The sequence below is a fragment of the Allobrachymonas wangyanguii genome (genome assembly GCF_045055315.1).
Lineage (GTDB): Bacteria > Pseudomonadota > Gammaproteobacteria > Burkholderiales > Burkholderiaceae_C > Brachymonas > Brachymonas wangyanguii.
This window is the reverse complement of record NZ_CP173677.1, coordinates 335,242-361,429: the sequence shown is the minus strand read 5'-3', so window position 1 is coordinate 361,429 and position 26,188 is coordinate 335,242. Positions and strand designations below refer to the sequence as shown.

The 26,188-nt window shown below is 59.3% G+C and carries 25 protein-coding genes; 17 read left to right on the top strand and 8 right to left on the bottom strand.

Features of this window, described 5'->3' with window-relative positions:
* Positions 1-29 precede the first annotated feature (29 nt).
* The 5 genes from ACI3EV_RS01660 to ACI3EV_RS01640 form a co-directional block, all read right to left on the bottom strand.
* Positions 30-1,043: a polysaccharide biosynthesis protein gene (locus tag ACI3EV_RS01660; RefSeq protein ID WP_337692055.1), complete on the bottom strand. Its 1,014-nt coding sequence runs from the start codon at positions 1,041-1,043 to the stop codon at positions 30-32.
* Between the two features lie 81 nt (positions 1,044-1,124).
* Positions 1,125-2,402 (bottom strand): oligosaccharide flippase family protein, encoded by a 1,278-nt coding sequence (locus tag ACI3EV_RS01655; RefSeq protein ID WP_337692056.1) that lies wholly within the window; start codon positions 2,400-2,402, stop codon positions 1,125-1,127.
* Complete coding sequence (locus tag ACI3EV_RS01650) at positions 2,402-3,526, bottom strand: DegT/DnrJ/EryC1/StrS family aminotransferase (RefSeq protein ID WP_337692057.1); 1,125 nt, start codon at positions 3,524-3,526, stop codon at positions 2,402-2,404. The genes ACI3EV_RS01655 and ACI3EV_RS01650 overlap by 1 nt, the downstream gene beginning before the upstream one ends.
* Before the next feature lie 5 nt (positions 3,527-3,531).
* Positions 3,532-4,629 (bottom strand): DegT/DnrJ/EryC1/StrS family aminotransferase, encoded by a 1,098-nt coding sequence (locus tag ACI3EV_RS01645; protein WP_337692058.1) that lies wholly within the window; start codon positions 4,627-4,629, stop codon positions 3,532-3,534.
* 5 nt (positions 4,630-4,634) lie between these two features.
* A complete protein-coding gene (locus ACI3EV_RS01640) occupies positions 4,635-5,501 on the bottom strand; it encodes an acyltransferase (protein ID WP_337692059.1) in 867 nt (288 codons plus the stop codon).
* Positions 5,502-6,068: 567 nt separating this feature from the next.
* Here ACI3EV_RS01640 and pgi point away from each other — a divergent pair.
* The 4 genes from pgi (at position 6,069) to ACI3EV_RS01620 (ending at position 11,176) form a co-directional block, all read left to right on the top strand.
* Positions 6,069-7,607 (top strand): glucose-6-phosphate isomerase, encoded by a 1,539-nt coding sequence (gene pgi, locus ACI3EV_RS01635; protein WP_337692060.1) that lies wholly within the window; start codon positions 6,069-6,071, stop codon positions 7,605-7,607.
* An 85-nt stretch (positions 7,608-7,692) separates the two neighbouring features.
* The gene (locus tag ACI3EV_RS01630) at positions 7,693-9,018 is read left to right on the top strand and encodes a nucleotide sugar dehydrogenase (RefSeq protein WP_337692061.1); all 1,326 of its coding nucleotides are present in this window, start codon (positions 7,693-7,695) and stop codon (positions 9,016-9,018) included.
* A 27-nt stretch (positions 9,019-9,045) separates the two neighbouring features.
* Positions 9,046-10,050, top strand: a complete 1,005-nt coding sequence (locus tag ACI3EV_RS01625; protein WP_337692062.1) for an Abi family protein — start codon at positions 9,046-9,048, stop codon at positions 10,048-10,050.
* Between the two features lie 169 nt (positions 10,051-10,219).
* Complete coding sequence (locus tag ACI3EV_RS01620; protein ID WP_337692063.1) at positions 10,220-11,176, top strand: Gfo/Idh/MocA family oxidoreductase; 957 nt, start codon at positions 10,220-10,222, stop codon at positions 11,174-11,176.
* On the opposite strand, the gene ACI3EV_RS01615 is transcribed toward ACI3EV_RS01620, so the two are convergent.
* On the bottom strand, positions 11,166-12,713 hold the full coding sequence (locus ACI3EV_RS01615; RefSeq protein WP_337692064.1) for a Fic family protein: 1,548 nt from the start codon (positions 12,711-12,713) through the stop codon (positions 11,166-11,168). The two genes, ACI3EV_RS01620 and ACI3EV_RS01615, sit on opposite strands and share 11 nt — an antisense overlap.
* A gap of 244 nt (positions 12,714-12,957) precedes the next feature.
* On the opposite strand from ACI3EV_RS01615, the gene ACI3EV_RS01610 reads away from it, so the two are divergent.
* The 4 genes from ACI3EV_RS01610 to ACI3EV_RS01595 all read left to right on the top strand — a co-directional run bounded on the left by ACI3EV_RS01610 (position 12,958) and on the right by ACI3EV_RS01595 (position 15,509).
* Positions 12,958-13,560 (top strand): acyltransferase, encoded by a 603-nt coding sequence (locus tag ACI3EV_RS01610; RefSeq protein ID WP_329770707.1) that lies wholly within the window; start codon positions 12,958-12,960, stop codon positions 13,558-13,560.
* Positions 13,561-13,643: 83 nt separating this feature from the next.
* On the top strand, positions 13,644-13,847 hold the full coding sequence (locus tag ACI3EV_RS01605; RefSeq protein WP_329770706.1) for a hypothetical protein: 204 nt from the start codon (positions 13,644-13,646) through the stop codon (positions 13,845-13,847).
* A complete protein-coding gene (locus ACI3EV_RS01600) occupies positions 13,844-14,428 on the top strand; it encodes an AAA family ATPase (protein ID WP_329770705.1) in 585 nt (194 codons plus the stop codon). The genes ACI3EV_RS01605 and ACI3EV_RS01600 overlap by 4 nt, the downstream gene beginning before the upstream one ends.
* Positions 14,415-15,509, top strand: a complete 1,095-nt coding sequence (locus tag ACI3EV_RS01595) for a DegT/DnrJ/EryC1/StrS family aminotransferase (RefSeq protein ID WP_329770703.1) — start codon at positions 14,415-14,417, stop codon at positions 15,507-15,509. The genes ACI3EV_RS01600 and ACI3EV_RS01595 overlap by 14 nt, the downstream gene beginning before the upstream one ends.
* A gap of 9 nt (positions 15,510-15,518) precedes the next feature.
* Here ACI3EV_RS01595 and ACI3EV_RS01590 read toward each other — a convergent pair whose 3' ends face one another.
* Positions 15,519-15,866: a transcriptional regulator gene (locus ACI3EV_RS01590; protein ID WP_329770702.1), complete on the bottom strand. Its 348-nt coding sequence runs from the start codon at positions 15,864-15,866 to the stop codon at positions 15,519-15,521.
* Complete coding sequence (locus ACI3EV_RS01585; protein WP_329770701.1) at positions 15,863-16,234, bottom strand: DUF6516 family protein; 372 nt, start codon at positions 16,232-16,234, stop codon at positions 15,863-15,865. Before ACI3EV_RS01585 ends, ACI3EV_RS01590 begins: the two co-directional genes overlap by 4 nt.
* A 138-nt stretch (positions 16,235-16,372) precedes the next feature.
* On the opposite strand from ACI3EV_RS01585, the gene ACI3EV_RS01580 reads away from it, so the two are divergent.
* The 9 genes from ACI3EV_RS01580 to ACI3EV_RS01540 all read left to right on the top strand — a co-directional run bounded on the left by ACI3EV_RS01580 (position 16,373) and on the right by ACI3EV_RS01540 (position 26,165).
* Complete coding sequence (locus ACI3EV_RS01580; RefSeq protein WP_337692065.1) at positions 16,373-17,686, top strand: oligosaccharide flippase family protein; 1,314 nt, start codon at positions 16,373-16,375, stop codon at positions 17,684-17,686.
* A 31-nt stretch (positions 17,687-17,717) separates the two neighbouring features.
* A complete protein-coding gene (locus ACI3EV_RS01575; protein WP_337692066.1) occupies positions 17,718-18,347 on the top strand; it encodes an acyltransferase in 630 nt (209 codons plus the stop codon).
* Positions 18,344-19,516: a glycosyltransferase gene (locus ACI3EV_RS01570; RefSeq protein ID WP_337692067.1), complete on the top strand. Its 1,173-nt coding sequence runs from the start codon at positions 18,344-18,346 to the stop codon at positions 19,514-19,516. Before ACI3EV_RS01575 ends, ACI3EV_RS01570 begins: the two co-directional genes overlap by 4 nt.
* Positions 19,513-20,766: a glycosyltransferase family 4 protein gene (locus tag ACI3EV_RS01565; protein WP_337692068.1), complete on the top strand. Its 1,254-nt coding sequence runs from the start codon at positions 19,513-19,515 to the stop codon at positions 20,764-20,766. The genes ACI3EV_RS01570 and ACI3EV_RS01565 overlap by 4 nt, the downstream gene beginning before the upstream one ends.
* Entirely contained in the window at positions 20,763-21,914 is a 1,152-nt protein-coding gene (locus tag ACI3EV_RS01560; RefSeq protein ID WP_337692069.1) for a DegT/DnrJ/EryC1/StrS family aminotransferase, read from the top strand. Before ACI3EV_RS01565 ends, ACI3EV_RS01560 begins: the two co-directional genes overlap by 4 nt.
* Positions 21,915-21,945: 31 nt before the next feature.
* Positions 21,946-22,536 carry a sugar transferase gene (locus tag ACI3EV_RS01555; protein WP_329770757.1) on the top strand — a complete coding sequence of 197 codons (591 nt, stop codon included), beginning with the start codon at positions 21,946-21,948 and terminating at the stop codon, positions 22,534-22,536.
* Between the two features lie 15 nt (positions 22,537-22,551).
* Positions 22,552-24,531 (top strand): nucleoside-diphosphate sugar epimerase/dehydratase, encoded by a 1,980-nt coding sequence (locus ACI3EV_RS01550; RefSeq protein ID WP_337692070.1) that lies wholly within the window; start codon positions 22,552-22,554, stop codon positions 24,529-24,531.
* A 52-nt stretch (positions 24,532-24,583) separates the two neighbouring features.
* The gene (locus ACI3EV_RS01545; RefSeq protein ID WP_329770694.1) at positions 24,584-24,838 is read left to right on the top strand and encodes an acyl-CoA-binding protein; all 255 of its coding nucleotides are present in this window, start codon (positions 24,584-24,586) and stop codon (positions 24,836-24,838) included.
* 97 nt (positions 24,839-24,935) lie between these two features.
* Positions 24,936-26,165 carry a M20 aminoacylase family protein gene (locus ACI3EV_RS01540; protein WP_337692071.1) on the top strand — a complete coding sequence of 410 codons (1,230 nt, stop codon included), beginning with the start codon at positions 24,936-24,938 and terminating at the stop codon, positions 26,163-26,165.
* The last annotated feature ends 23 nt before the right edge of the window (positions 26,166-26,188 follow it).

The following is a 26,188-nucleotide window of genomic DNA, read 5'->3' as shown; positions in this document are numbered from 1 at the left end:
ACAGCGGGGGGTTTGACATTTTATTAAACTCAAGAGAGACCCAGTTCGGCTTTGACGTAAGAGAGAGTCATTAGCAAATCTTTAATCTCAGTCACAGACAGCCTATGAGTATTATGGGAGGTGTAATCATCCACTTCGTTCGCAGAAGGCTCACCCTCCAGAATGTATTTATCATAATTCAAGTCCCTATTATCCGCTGGAATTCTATAATACCTACCTCGATCTTCAGCCTTAGCCATCTCCTCCCTAGAAACCAAAGTTTCATATAGCTTTTCACCATGCCTAGTACCAATAATATCGATTTTACCTGGGCCTGCGAACATCTCAGTAAGTGCGGTCGCCAAATCTGCAATAGTGCTTGCAGGAGCTTTTTGCACAAAAATATCTCCTTGCTCGCCATGCTCAAAGGCATGCAAAACCAAGTCAACCGAATCCTCAAGTGACATCAAAAATCGTGTCATCTTCGGATCTGTAACCGTCAGGGGAATTCCCTTTTTAATCTTATCGATGAATAGAGGTATCACCGATCCGCGCGAAGCCATTACGTTGCCGTAGCGTGTTGCACACAAAACCGGACCGCCGTTCGGCATAGCCCTAGACTTTGCAATAAGAATTTTTTCAGCCATTGCCTTGGATATTCCCATCGCATTAATTGGATAGACCGCCTTGTCTGTACTAAGCAAAACAAGACGCTTCACCCCTCTATCGATTGCAGCATTAATCACATTTTCTGTACCATTAACATTTGTAAACACCGCCTCCATCGGGAAAAACTCACAGGACGGTACTTGCTTAAGTGCCGCAGCATGAAAGACAAAGTCAACTCCAACCATGGCTCTTGAAATGCTCTCATAATTTCGAACATCACCAATCTGGAACCTGACTTTCGGATGCTTTAACGCAATCCTCATATCTTCTTGCTTCTTTTCATCTCGACTAAATATAACGATTTCTTTAACATCAGTATTAAGAAAACGATTCAATACCGTATTACCAAAAGAACCTGTACCACCGGTAATCATCAACACTTTATCTTTTAACACGAGACTCACTCCATTCAATCAAATTAACACCCAACACCCCATTCTAGACGCAAGCAATCATACGTCTACACTGTGAGGCCCTCAATCAGCTCCTAATGACTTGACCCTTAGCCACGATACCACGAACGAAAAGGCGTGGTATACCGCATAAACATAACAAACCCCAGTCACGCTGCCAACAAATGAGAAATATAAGGCTGCAACCAAAGTCAAAATTGTAAGCGTCACAGACATGAATGCCTGGAACTTGTAATCCTCCTTTGCCACCAGGATGGAATAAGGTATAAAACCAAAAGCGCCAATAGCAACTCCCGGCAATAATATATCCACATATCTGGATACGACACCTGCATTATCCTGCCCCAGCAACCACAACCCAACGATTTCTTGGCTATACACCCAAAGAATACAAGATGGCACAACAACAACCGCCATTAATGCCGCGCTCATAATTTTGACATTCCTTGACAAGTGATAATCATCACTGGAAGCTACTGCATGCACAATTTTCGGGTGAAAATATTGACTGACAGGAGCAGCCAAAACACTAATTGGCGTCAAGCACAATACAGTAGCCAAATAGTACGGCGACAGATCGCTTGGTGCATTATAGCTGGATATAATGACTTTATCCGCCTGCATCACCAAAGCACCAGATAATCCAAACAGAATAAGAGGAAAACCTTGTTCGAACACCTTCCTCATCGAATTAACAATTGCACTTTTATCGGCCAGCGCTTTGACATCACCCAACAGCCAATAACACACCCGATCAGTCACAAGCATATGTAGAACAGCAGTGACGGCCTGCAAAACCAAAAATACTCTCACATCACTGCTTATGTATAGCAAGCACACTAGAGTTGCAATTGATCGGAACAGTATACACGCCGCCTGTAACCCCCCTGCCAAAGCATATTTACGCATTGCAAGCAATGCAGACTGCGATACATTCTGTACTGTTACCGCCCAAAAAAATACAACAGCAAGAAATCCATCAACCAACGGGAAGGACAATACTCCAGCCAATGACAATACTACAAAGCCACCCAATAGCAAGATATAAAACAAATGCAGGTTCATTTGCGCAGCAAACATGGTCCGCGCTGATATCAACCTATCACTATTAGCCGCCAGATTCCGCCCTACTACTGTTGATGCCCCCAAATCTACCATCAATAAAAAGGCTTGGATAGAAAGCAGCAATGCCACCACGCCAAAATTTGATGGTCCCATTATCTTCTGGTACAATGGCAATACAAATATGCCAACAATCACTGAGCCTGATTTACCCGCATACAAGAACAATAAATCCAGGCCCAAGGCCTTGATGTTCAGTTTTCGCAACAAACCCGACATCAAAAACGCACCGCCTCTTTGATCGCACACACTATATAGTTCAGATCCTCATCCTTCAACCACCACCCGCAAGGCAGCGCGAGTAAATTTTTCATCACATAATCTGTTCCAGGCAAATTGGTGATTTGTGTACCAAATCCCGTATAAATATCATTTCTACAATGCAAAATGGAACATGAAACCCCACTTGCCTTCAACTTTGCCATTGCATCATCTCTATTTACGAAATGCATGAGCAATGTCCAATATGCGGATGTCCCATTGCTGACCGGCTCGACTAGACTTAGCCCTGTCACTGACTGCAACTCTTCACCAATAAATTTGGCATTTATTTTACTGATTGACAACCTTGATTCGAATGAATCAATTTGACTCATGGCAACAGCTGCATTCAATTGGTTTAGAGGTGCAGAGTAACCTATTTCAGGCACATCAGACGCCGGATTGATCTCTCCCCTTTCATCCCTGAATGTGGAGTAATCAATCCCAAACCTACGCAATTTTTTAGCTCTGATTGCAACCTCCTCACTTGGGCATAATAATACGCCCCCCTCTATTCCATTGATTTGCCTATTTGGATAAAGAGAAAAAATTGCGAAGTCGCCAAACTTACCCAGTGGCACATCAGCATATTTACCACCCAAAGCATTGTCACAGTCTTCAATGAGTGGCACTCCAAGCTCGCTGCATATTCTCGATATCTCATCCATCGCCGACGGATATCCTGACACATGGTAAGCAATTACAGCCTTGGTATTTTTTGAAATTTTACTATTTAAATCATTCCGATTCATCGACATGCTCGCCGGGTCGATGTCTATCCACAATGGAGTAGCGCCTACCATTGCGATTGCAGCATTCGTAGACAAACACGAAAATGCGAGTGTAGCAACCTGATCACCTGGCTTGACGTCAGACAGCTTCAACGCCAAAACCAATGCGCTCGTCATGTCATTCGTTGACACCACATGATCTCTTCCTGTCAGATCTCCAAATTTTCGTTCAAACTCCCCCACCAACGGGCCTGAAGCAATTTGTCCAGATCGCATCACGGCCAGCGCCGCTTCCTCGGTCACTTTATTCCAGACGGGTTGGAATAAAGGAATATTTCTACATTCCTTCATGGCGATCAACCTGCTTTGAGAGCATTGACGATCTTTTCCCGCTCATCATTCGTTACCCACCACCCGCATGGAATGTGCAGCATTCGACGGTAATACTCAGCCAACTGCGGCAACGGGCCTCGACATCCACTGAATATTGTATGCAGATGATTAGGACGATGTAGCTTTGAAGCCATAACACCAGCCTCTTGCAAACAACGTTCCAGATCATCAGAACGATCACTTAATACGGTGTACAACCAATACGATGGCTGACTTTTCTTGTCGATATTATTTATTGTCAGCCCAGAAATTTTGGAAATTTCTTGATCGAAGAATTTTCCATTTTCAATATGGCGATCAATCTTTACCTGTATGCCTTTCAACTGCGCTAAGCCAATAACAGCAGCTACATTGTGCATATTGTATTTGTAGCCAAGCTTTTTAATATCAACTTCAGTTCTCGCTACGCCTTTTGTCATTCCAAACCAACGAAGCCTCTTCGCCTCATCCAGTCGTCCTTTGTCACGCATTGTCAGCATGCCACCATCCACTGTGGTCATATGCTTGATAGCTTGAAACGAAAAAATACCGAAGTCACCTATGGTGCCTATCGCTTGATCCGCATAACTTGCACCCAGCGCATGCGCACAATCTTCAATCAACGCAATGCCGTGTTCATCCGCCAACCTTCTCAATCCATCCAAATCAGCCGGGAATCCCGCATAATGCACAACGACGATTGCCTTTGTTTTGGATGTTATTGCCGCCTTGACTGCCAACGGACACAAGTTGCCAGTCTTCGAATCAATATCAGCAAATACAGGCGTCCCACCACTTTGAAGAATAACCGTATTTGTTGGCTCCGCAGTCATCGAAGTTGTTATAACCTCGTCTCCTGATTCAACACCAGACAAAATCAATGCCATATGCAATGCTGCAGTACCACTGCTGGTTGCCATTGCAACCGGGATGTTAAATTTCTCAGCAAACTCCGCCTCAAACTTATAGACATACTCCCCTTCAGCGATCATTCCGCTGTACAACACCTTCTCCAACTCAGGCATCAACTGCTCTTTTGGTGGCATAGCCACTTTCACCAAAGGTATCATCATCTTCTCCATACAATTCAGACTGCATCAGCACGTGTATAAAATCTAGCTTTATTTCCTGCCAGATACTTCAAAACCATTTTCTCCACTGATGTGTAGGCTTTATTGTAAGTTTTATCTTCCAGGCAGCAAATAGTTGTCCGCGGATCTCTCTGGACATCATTTACTTGGCTGCGATTCTGAACAAAAATTACACGCGCTCCATCTTGATCGCGCAATTCAATTTGCGCTTTCAACTCTGACGTCAACTCAAGGTCAAGCTCCGACTTCGCAGCTTGCAACCATTCTTCCAGCATTTGCCACTTCTCATCTGCTGACAACTCTTTATAAAATTTGATTTTTTCTTTTTTTGCCGCCGGTGCGCCTGCAATCACTGCATGGCTTTCAAATGACTTGGTTATATTCGACCCTATCAATGCAACGGTTTGACGCCCAATTGTCACGCCTGATGCAACGATACACGATCCAACCAACCATACATCATCCTCTATCACGACCGGCCTTTCACCAATCAATGTGCACCCTTCAATTTGCTCGCCAGCTGCCACATGCGACCATATTTGCGAATACATGCCGACGCGCACTCCCCTACCCACACTCAAGCCGCCTGACCCATCAATAATTGAGTTTTGCCCAAACCAGCAGTGCGCACCAATACTTACATACTGACCTGACAGTACAAGACAATTATCGTGCAATGTACTCCAGTCGCCAATTTCTACATCGCCACCCGCACAAATAATCTTGACCCCCGGCCCGATAACACAGTAGTCTCCCACCACCACCTTACCTGGTTTACTGAATACCACTTGGGCTTTTGGATCTATATGCGTGCACTTCCCCACCTGCACAACACCTTTACCTATTACATTAAAGTCAACCATCTTCCATCCTATTGCTTTTCTTAATCGTTTTCGTCCTTAGCACCATTGACAATCATATTCTTGATGGTCACCAAGGGCGAAGCCTCTAATCCATGCGCACCAGCATTGCGTTTAAATTTGTCAATGTCATTAACTATGTTAGCGCCTAGTGGCAAATGCATTGCCTATCTAGTTCGACTCTCATCTGCAGCAGCCGCCATCACTGTCAGCAACTTGACAAGTTCACAATCTGGCAAAGCTCTAAGTCGCATAGCTTGCATGTGCGTCGCCATCCATCACTGACACAACTTGAAGATCAGGTGCCTCCATCGCGTTGTCCCCGCGGGGCATCCCAGTCCGCTTGCGATCCTATGACAGACTTGTGTACGTATTATTACATCTCATACCCTGTTCCCCTCACAAATAAGTCACGCTTGAGCGCCTGTTTGTAGACAGGAACAATCTTTGACCAGCCATGATGCGCAGGAACCAACTCCTATAATCTTGCTATCTTGAGGACTGTTGCACCTCGACACTTGTAGCCTTCACACGGCCAGCCAATGACAATCTGGCTCGACCTAACCTTCGATGGACATCAACCACTTCAACTCTCTTGCCTCCTTGAGCAAGACCTTCCTCAACAACTTCGAGCTCAGCGAATCCTTTCGTACTGATTTTTCACGCTTTGCCTCGCTCAGCCTGCAGTCCTGCGGTATCAGCCTCGACCTGTCCAAGCAATTATGGAACTTGCCAGTCGTACACGCGTTGCAATCTCTGGCTGACAGCCGCAACCTGCATGCGACCCGCCAACGCCTCCTTAACGGCCAGATCGTCAACCACACAGAAATCCGACCCGCCGATCACGCTCACTGGCGCATATCCTGTCAGCATCACATCCCTGCAGCCATGCTGCAATTGTTGGATTTGGCTACCAAAATCCGCTCCCGTCAAGATATCACCCACGTAATCCACATCGGCATCGGCGGCTCCGGCCTGGGCCCGGATCTGGCCTTACAGGCCCTCACCCCTTGGTGCAACAGCCATCAGGAGATCCGCATCGTTTCCAACCTGGACGGCCATGACCTGCAGGAAAAACTCCAAGGCCTGAAGCCTCAGAACACTGTCTTTATCGTCGTCTCCAAATCCTGGGGCACGCACGAAACCCTGCGCAACGCCAAATCTGCCCTGCAGTGGTTCCAGAGCCAAGGCGGCACGGACGTTGGCCAGCATTTTGTCGCCGTCACCTCCCGCCCCGAACTGGTTGCCCAATTTGGCATCGACACCGTCCTGCCCATGTCCGAAGGTATGGGCGGCCGTTTCTCCATCTGGTCTGCCGTGGGCCTGCCTGTCGCCATTGCCATCGGCCCGGATCGTTTTCTGGAGTTTGTCCGTGGCGGTGCCGCCATGGACCAGCACTTTGCCGAACAACCTTGGGAAACCAACCTCCCGGTCTGGCTCGGTCTGCTGGATGTCTGGAACAGCACCTTCCTCGGCCAGACCGGCCGCTGCGTGGCGCCTTACCACCACGGCCTGCGCCGTCTACCCGCCTACTTGCAACAGCTGGAAATGGAAAGCAACGGCAAATGCGTGGACATCCACGGCCAGCCCCTCAGCTACAACACCGCCGGCCTCACCTGGGGCGAAGAAGGCAGTAACGGCCAGCACGCCTTCTTCCAGTGGCTGCACCAGGGCACCTGCAATATGTCCACCGAATTCATCGTGGTCAAGAAGCCCACCCATGACTTCGATGGCCACCATGAAGCCCTCATGGCCAACGCTCTGGCGCAATCGCGCGCCCTCATGATCGGCAGCAAAGCCAGCGGCAAGCAGCTCCCCGGCCACCAGGACTTTCCCGGCAACCGGCCCAGCACCACCATCGTCCTTGACGAACTCACCCCCACCACACTCGGTTCCCTGCTCGCCATGTACGAACACCGCGTTTTCGTTGCCGGCGTCATCTGGGGCATCAACAGCTTTGACCAATGGGGCGTGGAACTGGGCAAGACACTGGCCAAGGACCTGACGCCGCGCTTCCAGACGGGAGACACGACCGGCCTTGACCCGTCTACGGCAGGCCTGCTCGGCTGGTTGCGAAAGCCGCACAAGCCCGGCTCCACGCAACCCTGACAGCTTGTATCCCCCCACCAACGGCGGATAATGCGCGCATCCCCCCACGCACCCGCGTGGCGGCTCCCTGTTTTCTGCCGTATCCATGCACACCACCTCCCCCATCGCCGTCATCGGCCTAGGCTACGTCGGCCTCCCCCTGGCCGTGGAATTTGGCCGCGTCCGCCCGGTTGTCGGCTTCGACATCAACCCGCAGCGCATTGACGAACTGCGCCAGGGCCACGACGCCACACTCGAAACCACGCCCGAACAGCTCCAGGCCGCCAGCCAGCTGCGCTACACCAGCCAGGCCGCCGACCTGCGCGACTGCCGCATCTTCATCGTCACCGTCCCCACCCCGGTCGATGACGCCATGCAGCCGGACCTGACGCCACTTATCAAGGCCAGCCAGACCATTGGCCAGGTGCTCAAGCCAGGCGATATCGTCATCTACGAATCCACCGTCTACCCCGGCGCCACCGAGGAAGTCTGCGTACCCGCGCTGGAACAGGCCTCCGGCCTGCGCTACATCCATGCCGGCAACGAAAACGAGGTCGATCCAGCCCGGGGCTTTTACTGCGGCTACAGCCCCGAGCGCATCAACCCCGGCGACAAGGTCAACACCCTGACCAAGATCAAAAAGATCACCAGCGGCAGCACCCCGGCCATCGCCAAGGTGGTCGATGACCTGTACGCGGGCATCATCACTGCCGGCACCTATCCCGCCAGCAGCATCAGGGTCGCCGAAGCCGCCAAGGTCATCGAAAACACCCAGCGCGACCTCAACATCGCCTTCGTCAACGAACTCTCCGTGCTGTTCGCCCGCCTCGGCATCGACACGGTGGAAGTGCTGGAAGCAGCGGGCAGCAAATGGAACTTCCTGCCCTTCCGCCCCGGCCTGGTCGGCGGCCACTGCATTGGCGTCGATCCCTACTACCTCACCCACAAGGCCCAGGCCGTGGGCTACAACCCGCAAGTCATCCTGGCCGGCCGCCGCATCAACGACAACATGGCGCGCTACGTGGCGCGCAACACCATTAAGCTGATGCTGCAACAGGGCATGGACGCGCCGCGCTGCAAGGTCGGCATCCTCGGCATCACCTTCAAGGAAAACTGCCCCGACATCCGCAACAGCAAGGTCGTGGACATGGTGCGTGAATTTGAAGGCTGGGGCATGCAGGTCGTCGTCAGCGACCCCGTCGCCGACCCGGACGAAGTCCGCCATGAATATGGCATCGAGCTGCAGACCATCGATGCCGAGCACCCGGTGGATGTGCTTGTCGTCGCCGTGGGCCACAGCGCCTACCGCAGCCTCACCCCGGCCCAGCTCCGGCCGCTGGCGCGGGGGAGCCAGCCAATCCTGGCGGATGTGAAAAGCCTGTTTGACCGGCATGCGGCGGGGGCGGAGGGGTTTACAGTGTTCCGGTTGTAATACTCCAGGAATGTGAGCACCCCATCCATGCGCTATCCCAAACCCTGGAAAAGCTATTCCGAGCAACTTGCCTTGCTCCAGTCACGTGGCATGACGGTGAATGACACTGACCGCGCCCTGGACTACCTGGAGCGCATAGGGTACTACCGGCTCAGCGGCTACTGGTTTGCCTTCCGGGAACGCAGCGGAACCTGCTGTCCACTGAGCCTGCAGGGCACAAAGCCCGCCAAAATCCGCGAAGACAAGCTTGCCCTGGACACATTCAAGCCTGGCACCACATTCCAGAACGCCGTAGACCTCTACGTCTTTGACAAGAAGCTTCGACTGCTGGTGCTGGATGCCATCGAGCGCATCGAAATCGCGCTCCGTGTCGATGTCTCCCACACCTTGGGACGCACTGACCCTTTCGCCTATCTGAATCCCTCCCACTTTCACAGGAAGTTCAGCGAAGAACTGGATCCCAAAACCGGCTTGACACATCACCATGCCTGGCTGAACAAGCAGGCGCAATTGATCAAGCGATCAAAGGAAGAGTTCGTACAACACAACAAGACCAAGTACGGCTTGCCCTTGGCGATGTGGGTGGCTTGCGAAGTCTGGGATTTCGGAACGCTTTCCAGCCTGTTCAGTGGCATGCATGAATCAGACCAGGATGCCATTGCACACCTGTATGGCGTTCGCAATGGGCGTACGCTCTCGACCTGGTTCAGAAGTCTGAACTATCTGCGCAATGTGTGCGCACATCACAGCCGGTTATGGAACCGGAACATCGTTGATCAGCCCAAGCTGCCATCAGCGCAAGAGCTGGGCTGGACGTCTGCTTTCATCGGCAATGCGCATGCTCAGGCGCGCTGCTTCCTGCTGTTGAAGATGACATGTCATCTGCTAATGGTGATCAACCCCCATTCCAGCTGGCCGCAGCGCATGCGAGATCACTTGCTTGCCTTTCCCGACCTGGGGCATCTGGACGTCAACCTGGCAGGCATGGGCGCCCCTGAAAACTGGCAAGATATCTGGAACACACGGACGTAAAAAACCCCTCAGCAACTCATCTGCAAAACAGACTCGTCGAGAGGGGCCGTGTTGCAAAAATTATACCTGCAGGCACCTCATTGTCAACAGAAAACTTGTATGCACACGTATGGTGTACACAAGCTGACAGCTACCGCAACTACTCTCTTGACAGACAATACAACGCACCATGACCACCAAGAACTTCGCCCTCATCGGCGCCGCCGGCTACATCGCTCCGCGCCACATGCACGCCATCCGTGACCTTGGCCACCACCTGGCCGTGGCCTACGACATCAACGACTCGGTCGGCATCATCGACAGCATCTCGCCGCAAAGCGAGTTCTTCACCGAATTCGAGCGCTTCTACGACTACGCGCACCGCCTCAAGCGCGATCCCGCCACCGCGCTGGATTACGTCAGCATCTGCACCCCCAACTACCTGCACCACCCGCAAATCACCTCCGGCCTGCGTCTGGGCTGCGACGTCATCTGCGAAAAACCGCTGGTCCCCACGCCCGAACTGCTGGACGACCTGGCCCTGGTAGAGCAGGAAACCGGCAAGCGCGTCTACAACATCCTGCAGCTGCGCCACCACGATGCCATCCTGGCGCTGCGAGAAAAAGTCGCCGCCATGCCGGCCGACACCAAGTTCGACGTCACCCTCACCTACATCACCAGCCGCGGCAAGTGGTACCTGGAAAGCTGGAAAGGCGACCCGCGCCAGTCCTTTGGCGTGGCCACCAACATCGGCGTGCACTTCTACGACATGCTGCACTTTGTCTTTGGCAAGCTGCAAGACAACGTCGTCCACTACAGCGGCGAAACCAAGGCCGCCGGCTACCTGGAATACGAACGCGCCCGCGTGCGCTGGTTTCTCTCCATCGATGCCAACGATCTGCCGGAAGACGTCAAGGGCAAGAAAACTACCTACCGCAGCATCGACATCAACGGCGAAGAACTGGAATTCTCCGAAGGCTTTACCGAACTGCACAAGGTCAGCTACGAAGAAATCCTGGCCGGCCGCGGCTACGGCCTGGACGATGCACGCCATTGCATCGAGACGGTGAATGTGATCCGTACCGCGCAGCCGGTGGCGGCAAGGGATGGGCGGGGGCATCCGGTGCTGGGGCGGCTTATTCGATAATCGGCCAAGGCTCGCGATCTTCAAACGCGGACCGTATCGCCTCAATCAGGCGCAGGGCCAGCGCCTGGTCATCCAGCAAGGGGTACTCTTGCCGCAACTTGCCCGACACTTTCCAACCGTTTTCCTTGATGGAGCGGATCATCCGCGCCGCATCGGCATCCGGCATTTCCAGCACATCCTTGATACGCTCTTGCGCCAGCTGGAACGTCAGTAGCACCCTGGCCTCATCTGCCATTTCATGCTCTACCGTATGGGCAATGACTTGTGCCGTGTAAAGAACATGCTGTGTCAAGTCCGGATAGCGCCATGCCGCCAGAGCGTCTTCATACGCATCAAACACCAGGTTGGAACGCACTCCATCGGCATATGCCGTAACTGGACCAAAGGCGTAATCGCTGGCATAGCGCCGCATGAAGGGCCGGGAAAAGCCCTCCAGCACCTGGTCATAACCATGCGCGAACTCCCGCACATGGGTGATCGTGGCTGATATCGGCAGAATGATGCCCTGCGGAATAGCGCCATCCCGCTGCAACGTGTCATTGATCAGGAAACGGTGGATCCGTCCATTCCCATCTGCCATGGGATGAATATAGACAAAGCCGAATGCCAGTACGGCGGCGCGCACGACGGCCTCCTGCCCGCGCGTATTCTTCTCCAGCAACTGCAGGCCATCCAGCATCTCCGGGACAGCCTCATGATGCGGAGCGATGTAATGCACCACATCTTCCCGCAAGCTGGATTGCCCCACAAACACCGGTGACATGCGCACACCCAGCCGCATGGCACCGTCCCCCAGAATGCCTTGCTGCAGAACCTGCAAGCCGTCGCAGCCCAAGGGCTCAGGCAAGCGGCCACTATGCTGTGCAATCACATGGGCAAAACGTGCAATCCGGTCAGCCTGGTCCGCTTCCTTTTCAATCAGAAAGCTCGCCCGGGACTCCTTGAACGTCAGCCACGATGCCGTGCGCAACAGCACGTCTGCGCCAAACTCGCTGTCCAGCGCCTGCAAGGCCAAAGACAAGTCAAACGCCAGCGCCTGCTGCAACTCTGAGCTACGCCGTACGACAGGACAAAAAGCTGGTGTACCTGGCAGGTTGTTCCTGATGCGCCAACGTGCATCCAGCTCTGGGTTGCTCCGGGTGAAATAGATGTCAGACGACACCAGATCCAGGTAGCTACCCCGACTCAGATTCGGAACATCCAGCGAGCGCCCGGTCAGCCATTCATAGAGGAAGCCAGTCCTGCGTGCATACTGGCCATAGGGCTCCCTCCGGCACCAGTCTTCCACCAGAGCTGGTGGAATTTGCGCAAAAAGACGACTGAAGAACTCCAGATGCAGCTCTTCGTACTTGAGCCCGAAAGCAAAGTGTCCGGCAAAGCTCCCCTCCGGCGTGTAGCTCGACGGATACTGGTTGCGCACCCATCCATCAGCTGTTTCTGTCCGGGAGCGTGAGCCACCGATCACCGATTGAACGCGCAAGGGCTGCACCAGCTGGATGCCATATTGCTGCTGCAACGCCAGGAAGCCCACATCCATGCTACACATTTCCTTTTTTGCTTACACGAAAACGTTGACAAACATCGCACTCGTGAAAAATTCGATTTTGATTGTGGCACAACTTGCGCCGTTTGCACCTCCATGAACTGGAGTCACGTTTGCACAAATGCTTGTACAGTTACACGAAAACAGATGCAAAACAAGATTTCTGAACAAATTTGCATACACAGTAAAAGCATCTGCCCATCACATCTTCAGCCATGCTTCAAGCACAATACGCAGCATGACATCCCCCTTGCCCTCCTACACCGCCCACCCCAGCGCCATCATCGACGACGGCGCCCAGATCGGCCACGACACCCGCATCTGGCACTGGGTCCACGTCTGCGGCGGTGCCCGCATTGGCAGCGGCTGCTCGCTTGGCCAGAACGTGTTCGTCGGCAACGACGTGCTGATCGGCAACAACGTCAAGATCCAGAACAACGTCAGCGTCTACGATGCCGTCACGCTCGAAGATGACGTGTTCTGCGGCCCGAGCATGGTGTTTACCAATGTGTACAACCCGCGCGCTGCCGTGGCGCGCAAGGCCGAATATCGCCGCACCCTGGTCAAGCAAGGGGCCACTATCGGTGCCAACGCCACCATCGTCTGCGGCAGCACCGTGGGGCGTTACGCCTTTGTCGGTGCCGGTGCCGTGGTGCAGAAAGACGTGCCCGACTTTGCCCTGGTGGTCGGCGTACCGGCACGTCAGATCGGCTGGATGAGCCGTTTTGGCGAGCGGCTGGCATTGCCACTGGCGGGGGATGGCGAGGCGGGTTGCCCGCACACTGGTGACCGTTACCTGCTGCGGGATGGCCAGGTAGAGATGACGCCAACGGGCAACTAAAGCGCTACGGGCTGCCTTACACACGGATACCGGGCTGCAACGTACAATGCAGGCATTGATGTTTCCACAGGATGACGCTGTCCATGACGCCTTCTTCTACCGTTTCTGCCTCCAGTCGCGTGCGACAGGCACTGGCGCAGGCCATGCAAACGGCACAGCGCTCGACCGCCTATTTCGCCGAATATCGCAAGCAATACCCGGTGGTAGAGCCTGATACCCTGGGACGCGTGGCCCGCCATTACCCGGATGGCCGGGTCGTCGTGCTGCACCCTGCGCCACGTCCATGACACAGCCCCTGGCGCTGTTTTACGCCGGGGCCAACGGAGCGGGCAAATCCACCATGCGCGAGCGGCAGGCCGGTGACTATCCGGACATGCTGCACTTGGATCCAGACGCCATCGCACGCGAAATCTGCCCAGCGGCACCACGCACCGTGGACATTGCTGCTGCGCGTGAGACCCTGCGCCGCTTCCACCAGGTCCTGCAATCACAGCATCCGTTCTCGCTGGAAACCACGCTGTCCGGAGAAAGCATTTTCCGACGTATGCAGGAAGCACGCCGTGCCGGTTACTGGGTAGAACTGCACTATGTCGGCCTGCCCAGCTCTGACTGCAATATCGAGCGGGTACGCGAACGCGCCGAACGCGGCCTGCATGACATCGAACCAGACACAATACGCCGGCGCTACCAGGCCAGCATGCACAATATTCCCAAGGCGCTCAGCCTGGCAAACCTGGCCATGCTGTACGACAACTGGGAGCGCCCCCACCACCCCTATCTGCTGTATCACGATCAGCACTGGCAAGTGCTGGGGCAGCCCCTGCCAACCTGGCTTGCTGCAATACACGACTCCCATGCAATTCATTGACCTGAAAACCCAATACGCCGCGCTGCAAGACAGCATCCACACCCGCATGCAGCGCGTGCTCGACCACGGCCAGTACATCATGGGCCCGGAGGTGGCCGAACTGGAGGCCGCACTGGCGGCACGCACCGGCACCGCCCACTGCATCAGCGTCTCCAGCGGCACCGAAGCGCTGCTGATCAGCCTGATGGCGCTCGGCATCCGCCCCGGTGACGAAGTCATCACCACGCCCTTCACCTTTGCCGCCACGGCGGAAGTCATCGCCCTGCTGGGCGCGGTGCCGGTCTGGGTGGATGTCGAGGCCGATACCGGCCTGATCGATGCCAACCAGATTGAGGCGGCCATCACGCCACGTACCCGCGCGATCATGCCGGTCAGCCTCTACGGCCAGGTGCCGGACATGGACGCCATCAATGCGATCGCGGCGGCGCACGGCAACATCCCGGTAATCGAAGATGCGGCGCAAAGCCTGGGCGCGCAACTGGACGGCCGCGAGAGCTGCAACCTCAGCACTTTCGGCTGCACCAGCTTCTTCCCGAGCAAGCCGCTTGGCTGCTATGGCGATGGCGGTGCCATCTTCACGCACGATGATGCGCTGGCGCAGGCCTGCCGCGAAATCCGCATCCACGGCCAGAGCAAGCGCTACACGCACACCCGCATCGGCGTGGGCGGCCGCATGGACACGCTGCAGTGCGCCATCGTGCTGGCCAAGCTGGAACGCTTTGACTGGGAAGTGCAGCAGCGCCTGGCGCTGGGTGCGCGCTACAACCAGCTGATGGACGCAGCCGGTATCAGCCGCATCGTGCAACGACCGGGCCGCACCAGCGTGTTTGCCCAGTACACCGTCAAGGTGCCGAACCGCGAGCAGGTACAGCAACGCCTGCAAGCCGCCCGCATCCCCACCGCCGTGCATTACCCGATTCCCATGCACCAGCAACCGGCCTACCAGGGCCTGTGCGATCGCCCCACGCCGGTCGCCGATGCGCTCGCGCGTGAGGTGATGAGTCTGCCGATGAGCGCGGACCTGCAGCCGGCGCAGCAGGAGCAGGTGGTGCTGGCGTTGCGGGAGGCGCTGGCAGCCTGACGCCGATTTTCAGGCCATGATGCGAAAGCTAGTGGCCTTGGCGATGGGCCGCACATGGCGCTGCTCACGTCGCATCTCGACAAAACCGTAATTGGCCATGGTCTTGAGCGTGCGCGACAGATTGCCCGGCTTGCGTCCAGTCAACTCGGCCAGCGCGCTGATCGATTCCGGCTTGCTCTGCTGGATCACCTGCAGCAAGGCGCGATTCTCGTCACTCAGCACTTCGGCCAGCGACCGCATGGAAGTAAACCACACCTTGGGCTCCCCCGGCCTGGGCTTGTACTCGCCACGTGCAATCGCCAGCACACGCTCGCGCATGCGCTCCTGCGACATGATGCCAATGACTACTGCCTTCATCGCTGTTTCAACTCCTGCAGGACCTGGTCTGCTTCCTGAAAAAAATCCACCAGCAACTGGTGGGCATCCTGAAAGACATACGGCACCCCCTTGTCTCTGGCATGTCGATGCCGATGATCATAGGGCAGACGCCTGCCGACAAACTTGAACTTGTTGGGTGGCCTGACGGCATGGGCATTGTCATAGCCCAGGATCCGCGTGCCATACGGTTCGTGCAAGGACAAGGCATAACGCACCCCATGCGGAATATCCGGACTGGCTGGCACACGCCAGGCATCAATCTTGATCCAGTAGCCATTGCCCTGATCCAGGACTTGCCCATCCAGATCCAGCAAAGTGGAAATGCCATCGTCTTCTCGCTCGAACATTGTATCAGCTGATGATATTTATATAAATGAGGGAAAAATCCCTTCACGATCTCATTTTAATTCTTATTTACTACACTTATCGAGCCGCAAGCTGCGGAATAATAAGCGCATGAATTCCCCCACCCCCAAGGCCCTGCCGTGAGCCTGCTCCGCGCCACCCTCACCCTGCTGGCCGGCGGCGCGCTGGCGCAGCTGATTCCGCTACTGCTCGGCCCGCTGATCACGCGGCTGTTCACGCCGGAGGCGTTTGGCCTGTTCACCAGCTTCAGCACCATCGCCGCCACGGTGGCGGTCGTCGCCTGTGCGCGTTACGAATTCGCCCTGCCCATGGCGCGCGACGGACGCGAAGCGCGTGCGCTGCTGGCGCTGTGCCTGCGCATAGGCTTGATCGTGCTGTTGCTGTGCCTGCCGCTGGCCTGGGCGCTGCATGCGCTGGGCTACCTGCCCTTGCCGCAGCTACTGCCGCTGGCGATGCTGGCGGCCGGCCTGTTGCAGCTGCTGATGCTGTGGAGCAACCGTGCGCACCGCTTTCGTGCGCTGGCAGTGGCGCGGGTGCTGCAATATGGCGGTACCGCCGTGCTGCAGGTGGCCATCGGCTATGCACTGTGGCTGCAACACCGCGCGCCGGTCGGGTCGGATCAGGCCTGGGCGCTGCTGGCGGCACCGATAGCCGCCGCGCTGATCGCCTGCCTGGTACTGCTCCGTCCGGCACCCGAGGGTGGCTGGCGTGGCGTGCTGCCGGGTTCGGCCGATGGCGCCCTGGCCAGCGCCATGCGCCAGGCTGCGCGCGAACATCGGGATTTTCCGCTGCTGAACACGCCGCATGCCTTTCTGGGCACGCTGCAGGATGCGGTGGCGGTGGCGCTGCTGATCACCTGGACCGGCGAAGCGGCCGCCGGCTTCTGGGGCCTGGCGCTGCGCTATCTGAAAGCACCGGCCACGCTGGTCGGCAGCGCGGTGTCGCAGGCACTCTACCCGCGCCTGAGCGGTGCGCAACCGGAGGAAGCCCGCCGCGCCGTGCGCCAGGTGATGCTGCTGCTGGCCGCCATGGGCATCGTGCTGATGCTGGTGCTGATGCTGGCCGGGCCCTGGCTGTTCGTGACCGTGTTTGGCCCGCAGTGGTCCGAGGCCGGCGAGCTGGCACGCGCACTGGCACCGTATATTGCCGCGCACTTTGTCGCGGCGCCGCTGGCGGTGGTCACCATGGCCTGGAAGGCGCAGCGCTGGGCCTTCCGCTGGGCGCTGGTGGGCCAGGCGGCCTTTGTGCTCTCGCTGGCGCTTGGCCTGCAGTTTGGCGGGCTGGTAGCCGGTGGCTGGGCGGTATCGGCCGCCATGCTGCTCTACTTTGGCATCTACTTCTGGCGGCTGGCCTTCTGGCGCGACATTCCGCAGCCGGAGCCGCAGGATCCGGCTGACCCTGGCGTGCGTGAACTGGTCGAAGAACAGCCCTGAATGCCCTGGCATAGGGGACAATACGCATTGCATGTCCGATTCCAGCCTGTCCCTGCGCCTGCGTGCGCACCTGAACCGCCTGCGCCGCCGTCTCTGGCGGCTGCTGTTCTTTCGCGTGCTGTTTGGTGAAAGCAGCCAGGGCCGGGCACTACCGCACACGCGTATCTCGCCCAGCAGCTGCATCGAGCACGAAGAGCGGCTCACGCTGGGCGATGACGTGTTCATTGGCCACTTCAACTTTATCGAAGCCAGCAGCGGCATCACGATTGGTGCCGGGACGCAGGTCACCAATTTCATCAGCATCGTCAGCCACAGCACGCACCGCAGCGTACGCGTGGCGGCGCGCCTGTCCGGCGTGCCGGCGGCCGCGCCTGATGGCAGCCAGCCCAGCGATATCCGCGCACCGATTGCGATTGGTACGCACTGCTTTATTGGCCCGCACAGCCTGATCGAAGCCGGCACGGTACTCGGCAAGGGCTGCCTGGTGACCGCCGGCAGCCGCGTGCGCGGCCAGTTTGGCGATTTTGCCGTGCTGGCCGGCAACCCGGCCCGCGTGGTGGGCGATACGCGCCAGCAGGACGCCGCCTGGCTGCAGCAGCACCCCGACTACCGCGCCGCCTACGAGCGCTGGGCCGGCCAACTACCCGCATCCGACGCATGAGACGCTCCCGCCAGGTCGATCCCGCCGCTTCCCCGATTAGCCAGGCCGTGGCCCGCGCCAGCCAGCCGCAGGTCCAGCCGGCTGCCGCATCGCGCCTGCGCTACGTGCTGATTGGCGATGGCGACAGCCCGCACCTGCTGAAGTGGGCTCGTGCGCTGCAACCGCTGGTGGAGCTGTGGATCTGCAGCAGCCGCGGCTTTGCGCCTGAACTGGCCCGGCTGGTGCCGCAAGCCCGGCGGCTGGCGCTGGATACCGATCCGGCCCATGGCGGCGGCAATATCGCGCTGCTGAAAAAGGCGCCGCAAGTGGCGCGCTGGCTGCAGCAGGTCGATGCCGACTGGATCAACCCGCACTACCTGACCTCGCACGGCACGCTGGCGCTGCTGGCCAAGCGCTTTGGCCGGCTGCGCGGCCGGCTGATCGCCTCGGCCTGGGGCAGCGACATCCTGGTCACGCCGCAGCGCCACGCGGCCTACAGCTGGCTGACGCGCTCCATCCTGCGCAGCGCCGCGCTCTGCACCAGCGATTCGCAGCACATGACGGGCATCATGCAGCAGTTGGGCGCGCGCGAGGTGCTGACTTTTCCGTTCGGGCTGGACAGCCTGCCAGTGCTGTCGCGCCAGCCAAAACAACCCTGGCTCTGCTACGCCAACCGCGGGCTGGAGCCGATCTACCAGCCGCAGCGCGTGCTGGAGCTGTTTGCCGCCATCGCCGCCTGGCAGCCACAGGCGCAACTGCTCATCGCCAATGACGGCAGCCTGCGCCCGCAGCTGGAGCAGTGGGTGGCGCAGCGCGGCCTGCAGCCGCAGGTGCGCTTTGTCGGCCGCCTGTCGGCGCAGCAACAGGCCGAGCACTATGGTCGCGCCCAGTGGTACCTGAGCCAGCCTGAGAGCGATTCGGTCGCGGTCTCGGTACTCGAAGCCATGGCCTACGGCTGCATCCCGCTGCTGAGCGATCTACCGGCGAACCGCGAGCTGGTGCACGATGGCCACAATGGCTGGATCGTGCCCGCCGACGCCATCGATCTGGACCAGGCCGTGCCGCAAGCCCTGCCGGCGCTGCAGGCGCGCGCCGCCGACATCGCACGCCAGAACCGTGACTGGGTGCAACAACACGGCCTGTTCCCGCCGGCGATCCGCCAGCTGGTGCAGACCCTTTCTTCCCGATGAACATTCTTTACCTGAACCACTACGCCGGCAGCCCGCGCCACGGCATGGAATACCGGCCCTACTACCTGGCGCGCGAATGGGTGCAGGCCGGCCATGCGGTGCGCATGGTCGCCGCCGACTACAGCCATGTGCGCGCACGCCAGCCCGAGCAGGCCGGCAGCCGCCACCAGGAGCTGATCGACGGCATCGACTACCACTGGGTCCCGACGCCGCCCTACTCGGGCAATGGCCTGGGCCGCGTGAAGAACATCTGGAGCTTTCTGCGCCAGGTCTGGCGCGATGCCGGCGAGATCGCACGCACCTTCCGGCCGGACATCGTGATTGCGTCCAGCACCTACCCGATGGATATCTGGGTCGCGCACCGCATCGTCAAGCGGACGCGCCAGCAGGGCGTGGCCTGCCAGCTGGTGTTCGAGGTGCATGACCTGTGGCCGCTGTCGCCGATCGAGCTTGGCGGCATGTCGCCCTCGCACCCCTTCATCCGCCTGTGCCAGGCCGCCGAAGACTACGCCTATCGCCATGCCGATGTGGTGGTGAGCATGCTGCCCAAGGTCGCCGGCCACATGCAGCAGCACGGGCTGGACCTGCACAAGCTGCATATCGTGCCCAACGGCATCACGCTGGACGAATGGCAGGGCGAGCCGCCACCGCTGCGCGATGACGTGGCCGCGCACATGCGCGCCTGCAAGCAGGCCGGGCTGCAGCTGGTCGGCTACGCCGGGTCGCACGGCACGCCCAACGCGCTGGAGGTGATGCTGCAGGCCGCCTCGCTGCTGCGTGACGAGCCGTTTGCCTTTGTGCTGGTCGGCGACGGCCATGAAAAAGCCAAGCTGCAGGCACAGGCGCAACAGCTCGGCCTGGAGAAGGTGGCGTTTTTTGATCCGATTCCCAAGGCGCAGATACCGTCTTTCCTGGCGGTGGCCGATATCGCCTATATCGGCTGGCAGCGCGTCTCCATCTACCGTTTCGGCATCGCGCCGAACAAGCTGATGGACTACATGATGGCGCGCTGCGTCGTGCTGCACTCGGTCGAGGCCGGCAATGACCCGGTAGCCGAAGCCGGCTGCGGCATCACCGTGCCGCCGGCCGATCCGCTGGCGATTGCCGAAGGCCTGCGCCAGCTCGCCGCGCTCGACGTCGGCACGCGTGCCCGCATGGGCGATGCCGGCCGCCAGTTCGTGCTGGAACACCACACTTATCCGGTGTTGGCACGCCGATTCCTGCAAGCCTGCGACAATAGCCAGCCATGAATACCTTCATCCCGTTTGCCCGCCCCGATATTGGCGAGGAAGAAATCGAGGCCGTTGGCCATGCCATGCGCAGCGGCTGGGTCACCACCGGCCCGGAAACGCGCGCCTTCGAAGAGGAGTTTGCCGACTACCTGGGTGGCGGCGTGCAGGCGATTGCCGTCAACTCGGCCACCGCTGGCCTGCACCTGGCACTCGAAGCCATGGGCATAGGCCCGGGTGACGAGGTGATCGCGCCAACGCTGACCTTTACCGCCACCACCGAGGTGATCCGCTACCTGGGCGCCGATCCGGTGCTGGTGGACTGCGATGCGGTGACGCTGAACATCGACGTGACCAAGATCGAGGCCGCGATCACGTCACGCACCAAGGCCATCATGCCGGTGCACTACGGCGGCCTGGCCTGCGACATGACGGCGATCCAGGCGATTGCCGATCGCCACGGCCTGCGCGTGCTGGAAGATGCGGCGCACGCCCTGCCCACCACCCACGCTGGCACCCTGGTCGGCCAGCTGCCCAGCGATGCCGCGGTGTTCAGCTTCTACGCCAACAAGACCATGACCACCGGCGAAGGCGGCATGGTGGTGACGCGCAACGCCGAGATGGCGGCCCGCATGCGCGTGATGCGCCTGCACGGCATCAACCGCGATGCCTTTGACCGCTTTACCAGCAAGACGCCGGCCTGGTATTACGAGATCGTGGCGCCGGGCTTCAAGTACAACATGACGGACATGGCCGGCGCCATGGGCCGGGTGCAGCTGCGCCGCCTGCCGGCCTTCCTGCAGCGTCGCCAGCAGCTGGCCGCACGCTACCTGGAAGGGCTGCACGACCTGCCGCTGATCCTGCCGGCCGATGCGCCCGCGGGCGATATCCACGCCTGGCACCTGTTCGTGCTGCGTCTGCCCGACAACGCCGGCATCACGCGCGACGAGGTGATCCAGCAGCTCAGCGATGCCGGCATTGGCACCAGCGTGCACTACGTGCCGCTGCACCGCCAGCCCTACTGGCGCGATACCTACGGCCTGACGCCGGCGATGTTCCCCGAGGCCGAAAAAGCCTACCAGCAGATGTTCAGCATCCCGCTGTTCACCGCCATGAGCGATGCCGAGCAGGAGCGCATCATCGAGGCGCTGCAGCACATCCTGGGCTGAATGCCCTGCCTTGCCCTGCATGAAATCGCTGCTGCTCAAGCGCCTGTTTGACCTGCTGGCCTCGGCCGCCGGCCTGCTGCTGTTGGCGCCGCTGCTGCTGGCGATTGCCGCCTGGGTCAAGCTCGATTCGCCCGGGCCGGTGTTCTTCCGGCAGGAGCGCATCGGGCGCCAGGGCCAGCCATTCCGCATCTACAAGTTCCGCAGCATGCGCCAGGACAACGCCGGCCTGCAGATCACCGTGGGCGCGGACGACCGCATCACGCGCAGCGGCCAGCTGATCCGCGCCTACAAGCTGGACGAGCTGCCGCAGCTAATCAATGTGCTGCTCGGCGACATGAGCCTGGTCGGGCCGCGTCCCGAGGTGCCGCGCTACGTGGCGCTCTACCCGGACGAGGTCCGCGCCGAGGTACTCAGCCTGCGTCCTGGCATCACCGATCTGGCCTCCGTACAATACCGCAGCGAAAGCACGCTGCTGGCCAGCAGTGCCGATCCCGAACGCACCTATGTCGAGATCATCCTGCCGGCCAAGCTGGCGCTGTGCCGGCAGTACGTGCGCGAGCGCAGTTTCCTGCTCGACCTGAAGATCATCGCCATGACCGTGGGCATCCTGCACAAGCCCTGAACCCTGCCCTGCCGCATGTCTGCCACTTCCCGCATTTTTGATTCCAACACCCTGCCCAAGCAGCTCATGGCGATGCTGATGGACGTGCTGTGCGCCTGGCTGGCACTCTGGCTGGGCATCAGCCTGCGGCTGGACCTGTGGGTGCCGCCAGATGCCACGCAGCTTACCGCCTACCTGCTGGCCCCGGCGCTGGCGATCCCGATCATGGTCAAGTTTGGCCTGTACCGGGCGATTTTCCGCTACACCGGCTTCAGCGCCATGGTCACCACCATCCAGGCGGTGGCCGTGTACGGCGTGCTGTTCTTCATCTACGTGGTGTTCTTCGGCAACCCGACTGCCGTGCCACGCAGCGTCGGCATCCTGCAGCCGCTGCTGTTCCTGCTGCTGGTGGGCGGCAACCGTGCCTTTGTGCGCGGCCTGTTCATGTACACCAGCGGCCACGAAACGCGCCAGCAGGGCCGGCTGCTGGTCTACGGTGCCGGCGAAACCGGCGTACAGACGGCCGCCGCGCTGCACAACGCGCGCCAGTACACGCTGATCGGCTTTGTCGATGACGATCCGGCCAAGGCCAACCACAGCATCAACGGGCTGGAGGTCTGGCCCTCCAGCCGCCTGCCCGAGGTGGTGCGCGACAGTGCCGTCACCGACGTGCTGCTGGCGATTCCGAGCCTGTCGCGCAGCCAGCGCAACCAGATCATCCAGAGCCTGCAAGGGCTGCCGGTGCATGTGCGCAGCGTGCCCAGCATGGCAGCGCTGGCCAGCGGCCGTGCCGGCCTGCAGCAGTTCCAGGAGCTGGATGTGGAAGACCTGCTCGGGCGCGACCCGGTGCCGCCGCATGCTGAGCTGATCCGCCGCAACATCGCCGATCAGGTAGTACTGGTGACTGGTGCCGGCGGCAGCATTGGCAGCGAGCTGTGCCGCCAGATCCTGCGCCAGGGGCCGCAGCGGCTGCTGCTGGTCGAGCACAGCGAATTCGCCCTGTACAACATCTACCAGGAACTGCAGGCCGAGGCCGCCACGCTGCCGCAGGCGCCCGAGCTGCTGCCGCTGCTGGGCAATGTGCGCAAGCTGCAGCACATGCGCGAGATCATGCAGACCTGGCAGCCGCACACGGTCTACCACGCCGCTGCCTACAAGCACGTGCCGATGGTGGAGCACAACCCGGTGCAAGGCCTTGCCAACAACGTGTTCGGTACGCTGGCCGTGGCGCGCGCCGCGCTCGAGCACGGCGTGCCGCACTTTGTGCTGATCTCCACCGACAAGGCGGTGCGCCCGACCAACATCATGGGCGCCAGCAAGCGCCTGGCCGAGCTCTGCCTGCAGGCGCTGGCCGACAGCCCGATGCTGTCGTTTGCCGCGCTCGATGCCGCCGTCGGCCGTGAGATCAATGAACAGCCGGTCCACAACCGCACCTGCCTGGCCATGGTGCGCTTCGGCAACGTGCTCGGCTCCTCCGGCTCAGTGGTGCCGCTGTTCCGCCAGCAGATTGCCCATGGTGGCCCGATCACGCTGACGCACGCCGATGTGACGCGCTACTTCATGACGATCCCGGAAGCGGCACAGCTGGTGCTGCAGGCTGGCGCCATGGGATCGGGCGGTGACGTGTTCGTGCTGGACATGGGCGAACCGGTGCAGATCCTGCATCTGGCGCGCCAGATGGTGACGCTATCCGGCCTGACCGTGCGCGACGCGCAAAACCCGCAAGGCGATATCGCCATCCAGATCACCGGCCTGCGCCCCGGCGAAAAACTCTACGAGGAATTGCTGATCGGCGACCACCCGGAACCGACCGAGCATCCGCGTATCATGAAGGCGCACGAGCAGTTCCTGCCCTGGGCCGAATTGCAGCCGCGCCTGGCGCAGCTGCTGCAGCACATGGATGCGCACGATGTCGATGCCATCAGCCAGCAACTGCTGGAACTGGTCAACGGCTACCGCGCCGGCCCGGTGGTCGACTGGATGTTGTTACAACAAAAAAGCACGGTCGTTCAGTAAATCGCTACAATCGGCTTTCACCACAACCCACACCCGCCCAGGAGGAGACACCATGAGCGATCTCAACGCCGCATTCGAAGCCGCTTACGAGCGCACCCAGCAACTGACCAAGCGTCCCGACAACGCCACCCTGCTCAAGCTGTACAGCCTGTACAAGCAGGCCACCGAGGGCGACAACACGCGCCCCAAGCCCGGCTTTGCCGACATGGTGGCGCGCGCCAAGTGGGATGCCTGGAACGCGCTGAAGGGCACCTCCGGCGACGATGCACGCCAGCAGTACATCGACCTGATCGATTCGCTGGACTGATCCACGCTGCCGATCCCGGCTGCACGCCAGGCCTGTACGCTGCGGCGTCAGGCCTTTTCTTTTTGGCCGCATCGGCATCCCGCGCTACACTGCCAGCATGAGCAGTCCGACCTCCGCCTCCCGCACCCTGCAGCTGCCCGCCGAGATCCGCCAGCAGATCCCGGACTGGGTTGCCACGCGCCGTGACATCCACGCCCACCCCGAGCTGTGCTATGAAGAGCACCGCACCTCGGAACTGGTGGCGGAAAAACTCGCGCAGTGGGGCATAGAGGTGCACCGCGGCATCGGCCGTACCGGTGTTGTCGGCATGCTGCGCAACGGCACGTCAGAGCGCGCCGTCGGCATCCGCGCCGACATGGACGCGCTGCTGGTGCAGGAAGAAAACACCTTTGCCCACGCCAGCCGCCACCCCGGCAAGATGCACGCCTGCGGCCATGACGGCCATACGGCGATCCTGCTGGGTGCGGCACAGCACCTGGCCAGCACACGCGCTTTTGATGGCACGGTCTATTTCATCTTCCAGCCGGCCGAGGAAGGCGGTGCCGGCGCCCAGGCCATGATCGACGACGGCCTGTTCACGCGCTTCCCGATGGACGCGGTGTTCGGCCTGCACAACTGGCCCGGCCTGGCAGCCGGCGACGTGGCGGCCTCCGCCGGCCCGGTGATGGCATCGAGCAACGAATTCCGCATCACCCTGCGCGGCAAGGGCGGCCATGCCGCCATGCCGCACAACGCCAATGACCCGGTGCCGGTGGCCTGCCAGCTGGTGCAGGCGTTCCAGACCGTGATCTCGCGCAACACGCGCCCGGCCGATGCCGCCGTGGTCTCGGTCACCATGCTGGAAGCCGGCGAAGCCACCAACATCATCCCGGACAACTGCACGCTGCAAGGCACGGTGCGCACCTTCTCGATCGAGGTGCTGGATCTGGTCGAGCAGCGCATGCGCGAGCTCTCCATCCACACGGCCCGTGCCTACAACATGGAGGTCGATTTCGAGTTCCTGCGCAACTACCCGCCCACGGTCAACAGCCGTGCCGAGGCGCAGTTCATGCACGATCTCGCCAGCGAGCTGCTGGGCGCGCGCCATGTGCACAAGCAGGAGCCGACCATGGCGGCGGAAGACTTCTCCTTCATGCTGCAGCAGAAGCCCGGCTGCTACCTGTTCCTCGGCAATGGCGATGGCGAACACCGCCACCTTGGCCATGGCGAAGGCCCGTGTCTGCTGCACAACCCGAGCTACGACTTCAACGACGAGGTGCTGCCGGTCGGCGTCATGCTCTGGGTGCGCCTGGCCGAGCGCTGGCTGACGCCCGCACAGCCGGCCTGACACGCAACCGTATTCCCCGATTC

Bases quoted from the DNA above. Each gene is read 5' to 3' on its own strand.
- pgi (WP_337692060.1), top strand. From the start codon at position 6,069: ATGGACATCAACCACTTCAACTCTCTTGCCTCCTTGAGCAAGACCTTC.
- ACI3EV_RS01570 (WP_337692067.1), top strand. From the start codon at position 18,344: ATGAGACGCTCCCGCCAGGTCGATCCCGCCGCTTCCCCGATTAGCCAG.
- ACI3EV_RS01545 (WP_329770694.1), top strand. From the start codon at position 24,584: ATGAGCGATCTCAACGCCGCATTCGAAGCCGCTTACGAGCGCACCCAG.
- ACI3EV_RS01595 (WP_329770703.1), top strand. From the start codon at position 14,415: ATGCAATTCATTGACCTGAAAACCCAATACGCCGCGCTGCAAGACAGC.
- ACI3EV_RS01655 (WP_337692056.1), bottom strand. From the start codon at position 2,402: ATGTCGGGTTTGTTGCGAAAACTGAACATCAAGGCCTTGGGCCTGGAT.
- ACI3EV_RS01615 (WP_337692064.1), bottom strand. From the start codon at position 12,713: ATGGATGTGGGCTTCCTGGCGTTGCAGCAGCAATATGGCATCCAGCTG.
- ACI3EV_RS01540 (WP_337692071.1), top strand. From the start codon at position 24,936: ATGAGCAGTCCGACCTCCGCCTCCCGCACCCTGCAGCTGCCCGCCGAG.
- ACI3EV_RS01645 (WP_337692058.1), bottom strand. From the start codon at position 4,629: ATGGAGAAGATGATGATACCTTTGGTGAAAGTGGCTATGCCACCAAAA.
- ACI3EV_RS01650 (WP_337692057.1), bottom strand. From the start codon at position 3,526: ATGAAGGAATGTAGAAATATTCCTTTATTCCAACCCGTCTGGAATAAA.
- ACI3EV_RS01610 (WP_329770707.1), top strand. From the start codon at position 12,958: ATGACATCCCCCTTGCCCTCCTACACCGCCCACCCCAGCGCCATCATC.
- ACI3EV_RS01625 (WP_337692062.1), top strand. From the start codon at position 9,046: ATGCGCTATCCCAAACCCTGGAAAAGCTATTCCGAGCAACTTGCCTTG.
- ACI3EV_RS01575 (WP_337692066.1), top strand. From the start codon at position 17,718: ATGTCCGATTCCAGCCTGTCCCTGCGCCTGCGTGCGCACCTGAACCGC.
- ACI3EV_RS01630 (WP_337692061.1), top strand. From the start codon at position 7,693: ATGCACACCACCTCCCCCATCGCCGTCATCGGCCTAGGCTACGTCGGC.
- ACI3EV_RS01640 (WP_337692059.1), bottom strand. From the start codon at position 5,501: ATGGTTGACTTTAATGTAATAGGTAAAGGTGTTGTGCAGGTGGGGAAG.
- ACI3EV_RS01600 (WP_329770705.1), top strand. From the start codon at position 13,844: ATGACACAGCCCCTGGCGCTGTTTTACGCCGGGGCCAACGGAGCGGGC.
- ACI3EV_RS01605 (WP_329770706.1), top strand. From the start codon at position 13,644: ATGACGCCTTCTTCTACCGTTTCTGCCTCCAGTCGCGTGCGACAGGCA.
- ACI3EV_RS01550 (WP_337692070.1), top strand. From the start codon at position 22,552: ATGTCTGCCACTTCCCGCATTTTTGATTCCAACACCCTGCCCAAGCAG.
- ACI3EV_RS01620 (WP_337692063.1), top strand. From the start codon at position 10,220: ATGACCACCAAGAACTTCGCCCTCATCGGCGCCGCCGGCTACATCGCT.
- ACI3EV_RS01560 (WP_337692069.1), top strand. From the start codon at position 20,763: ATGAATACCTTCATCCCGTTTGCCCGCCCCGATATTGGCGAGGAAGAA.
- ACI3EV_RS01590 (WP_329770702.1), bottom strand. From the start codon at position 15,866: ATGAAGGCAGTAGTCATTGGCATCATGTCGCAGGAGCGCATGCGCGAG.
- ACI3EV_RS01585 (WP_329770701.1), bottom strand. From the start codon at position 16,234: ATGTTCGAGCGAGAAGACGATGGCATTTCCACTTTGCTGGATCTGGAT.
- ACI3EV_RS01565 (WP_337692068.1), top strand. From the start codon at position 19,513: ATGAACATTCTTTACCTGAACCACTACGCCGGCAGCCCGCGCCACGGC.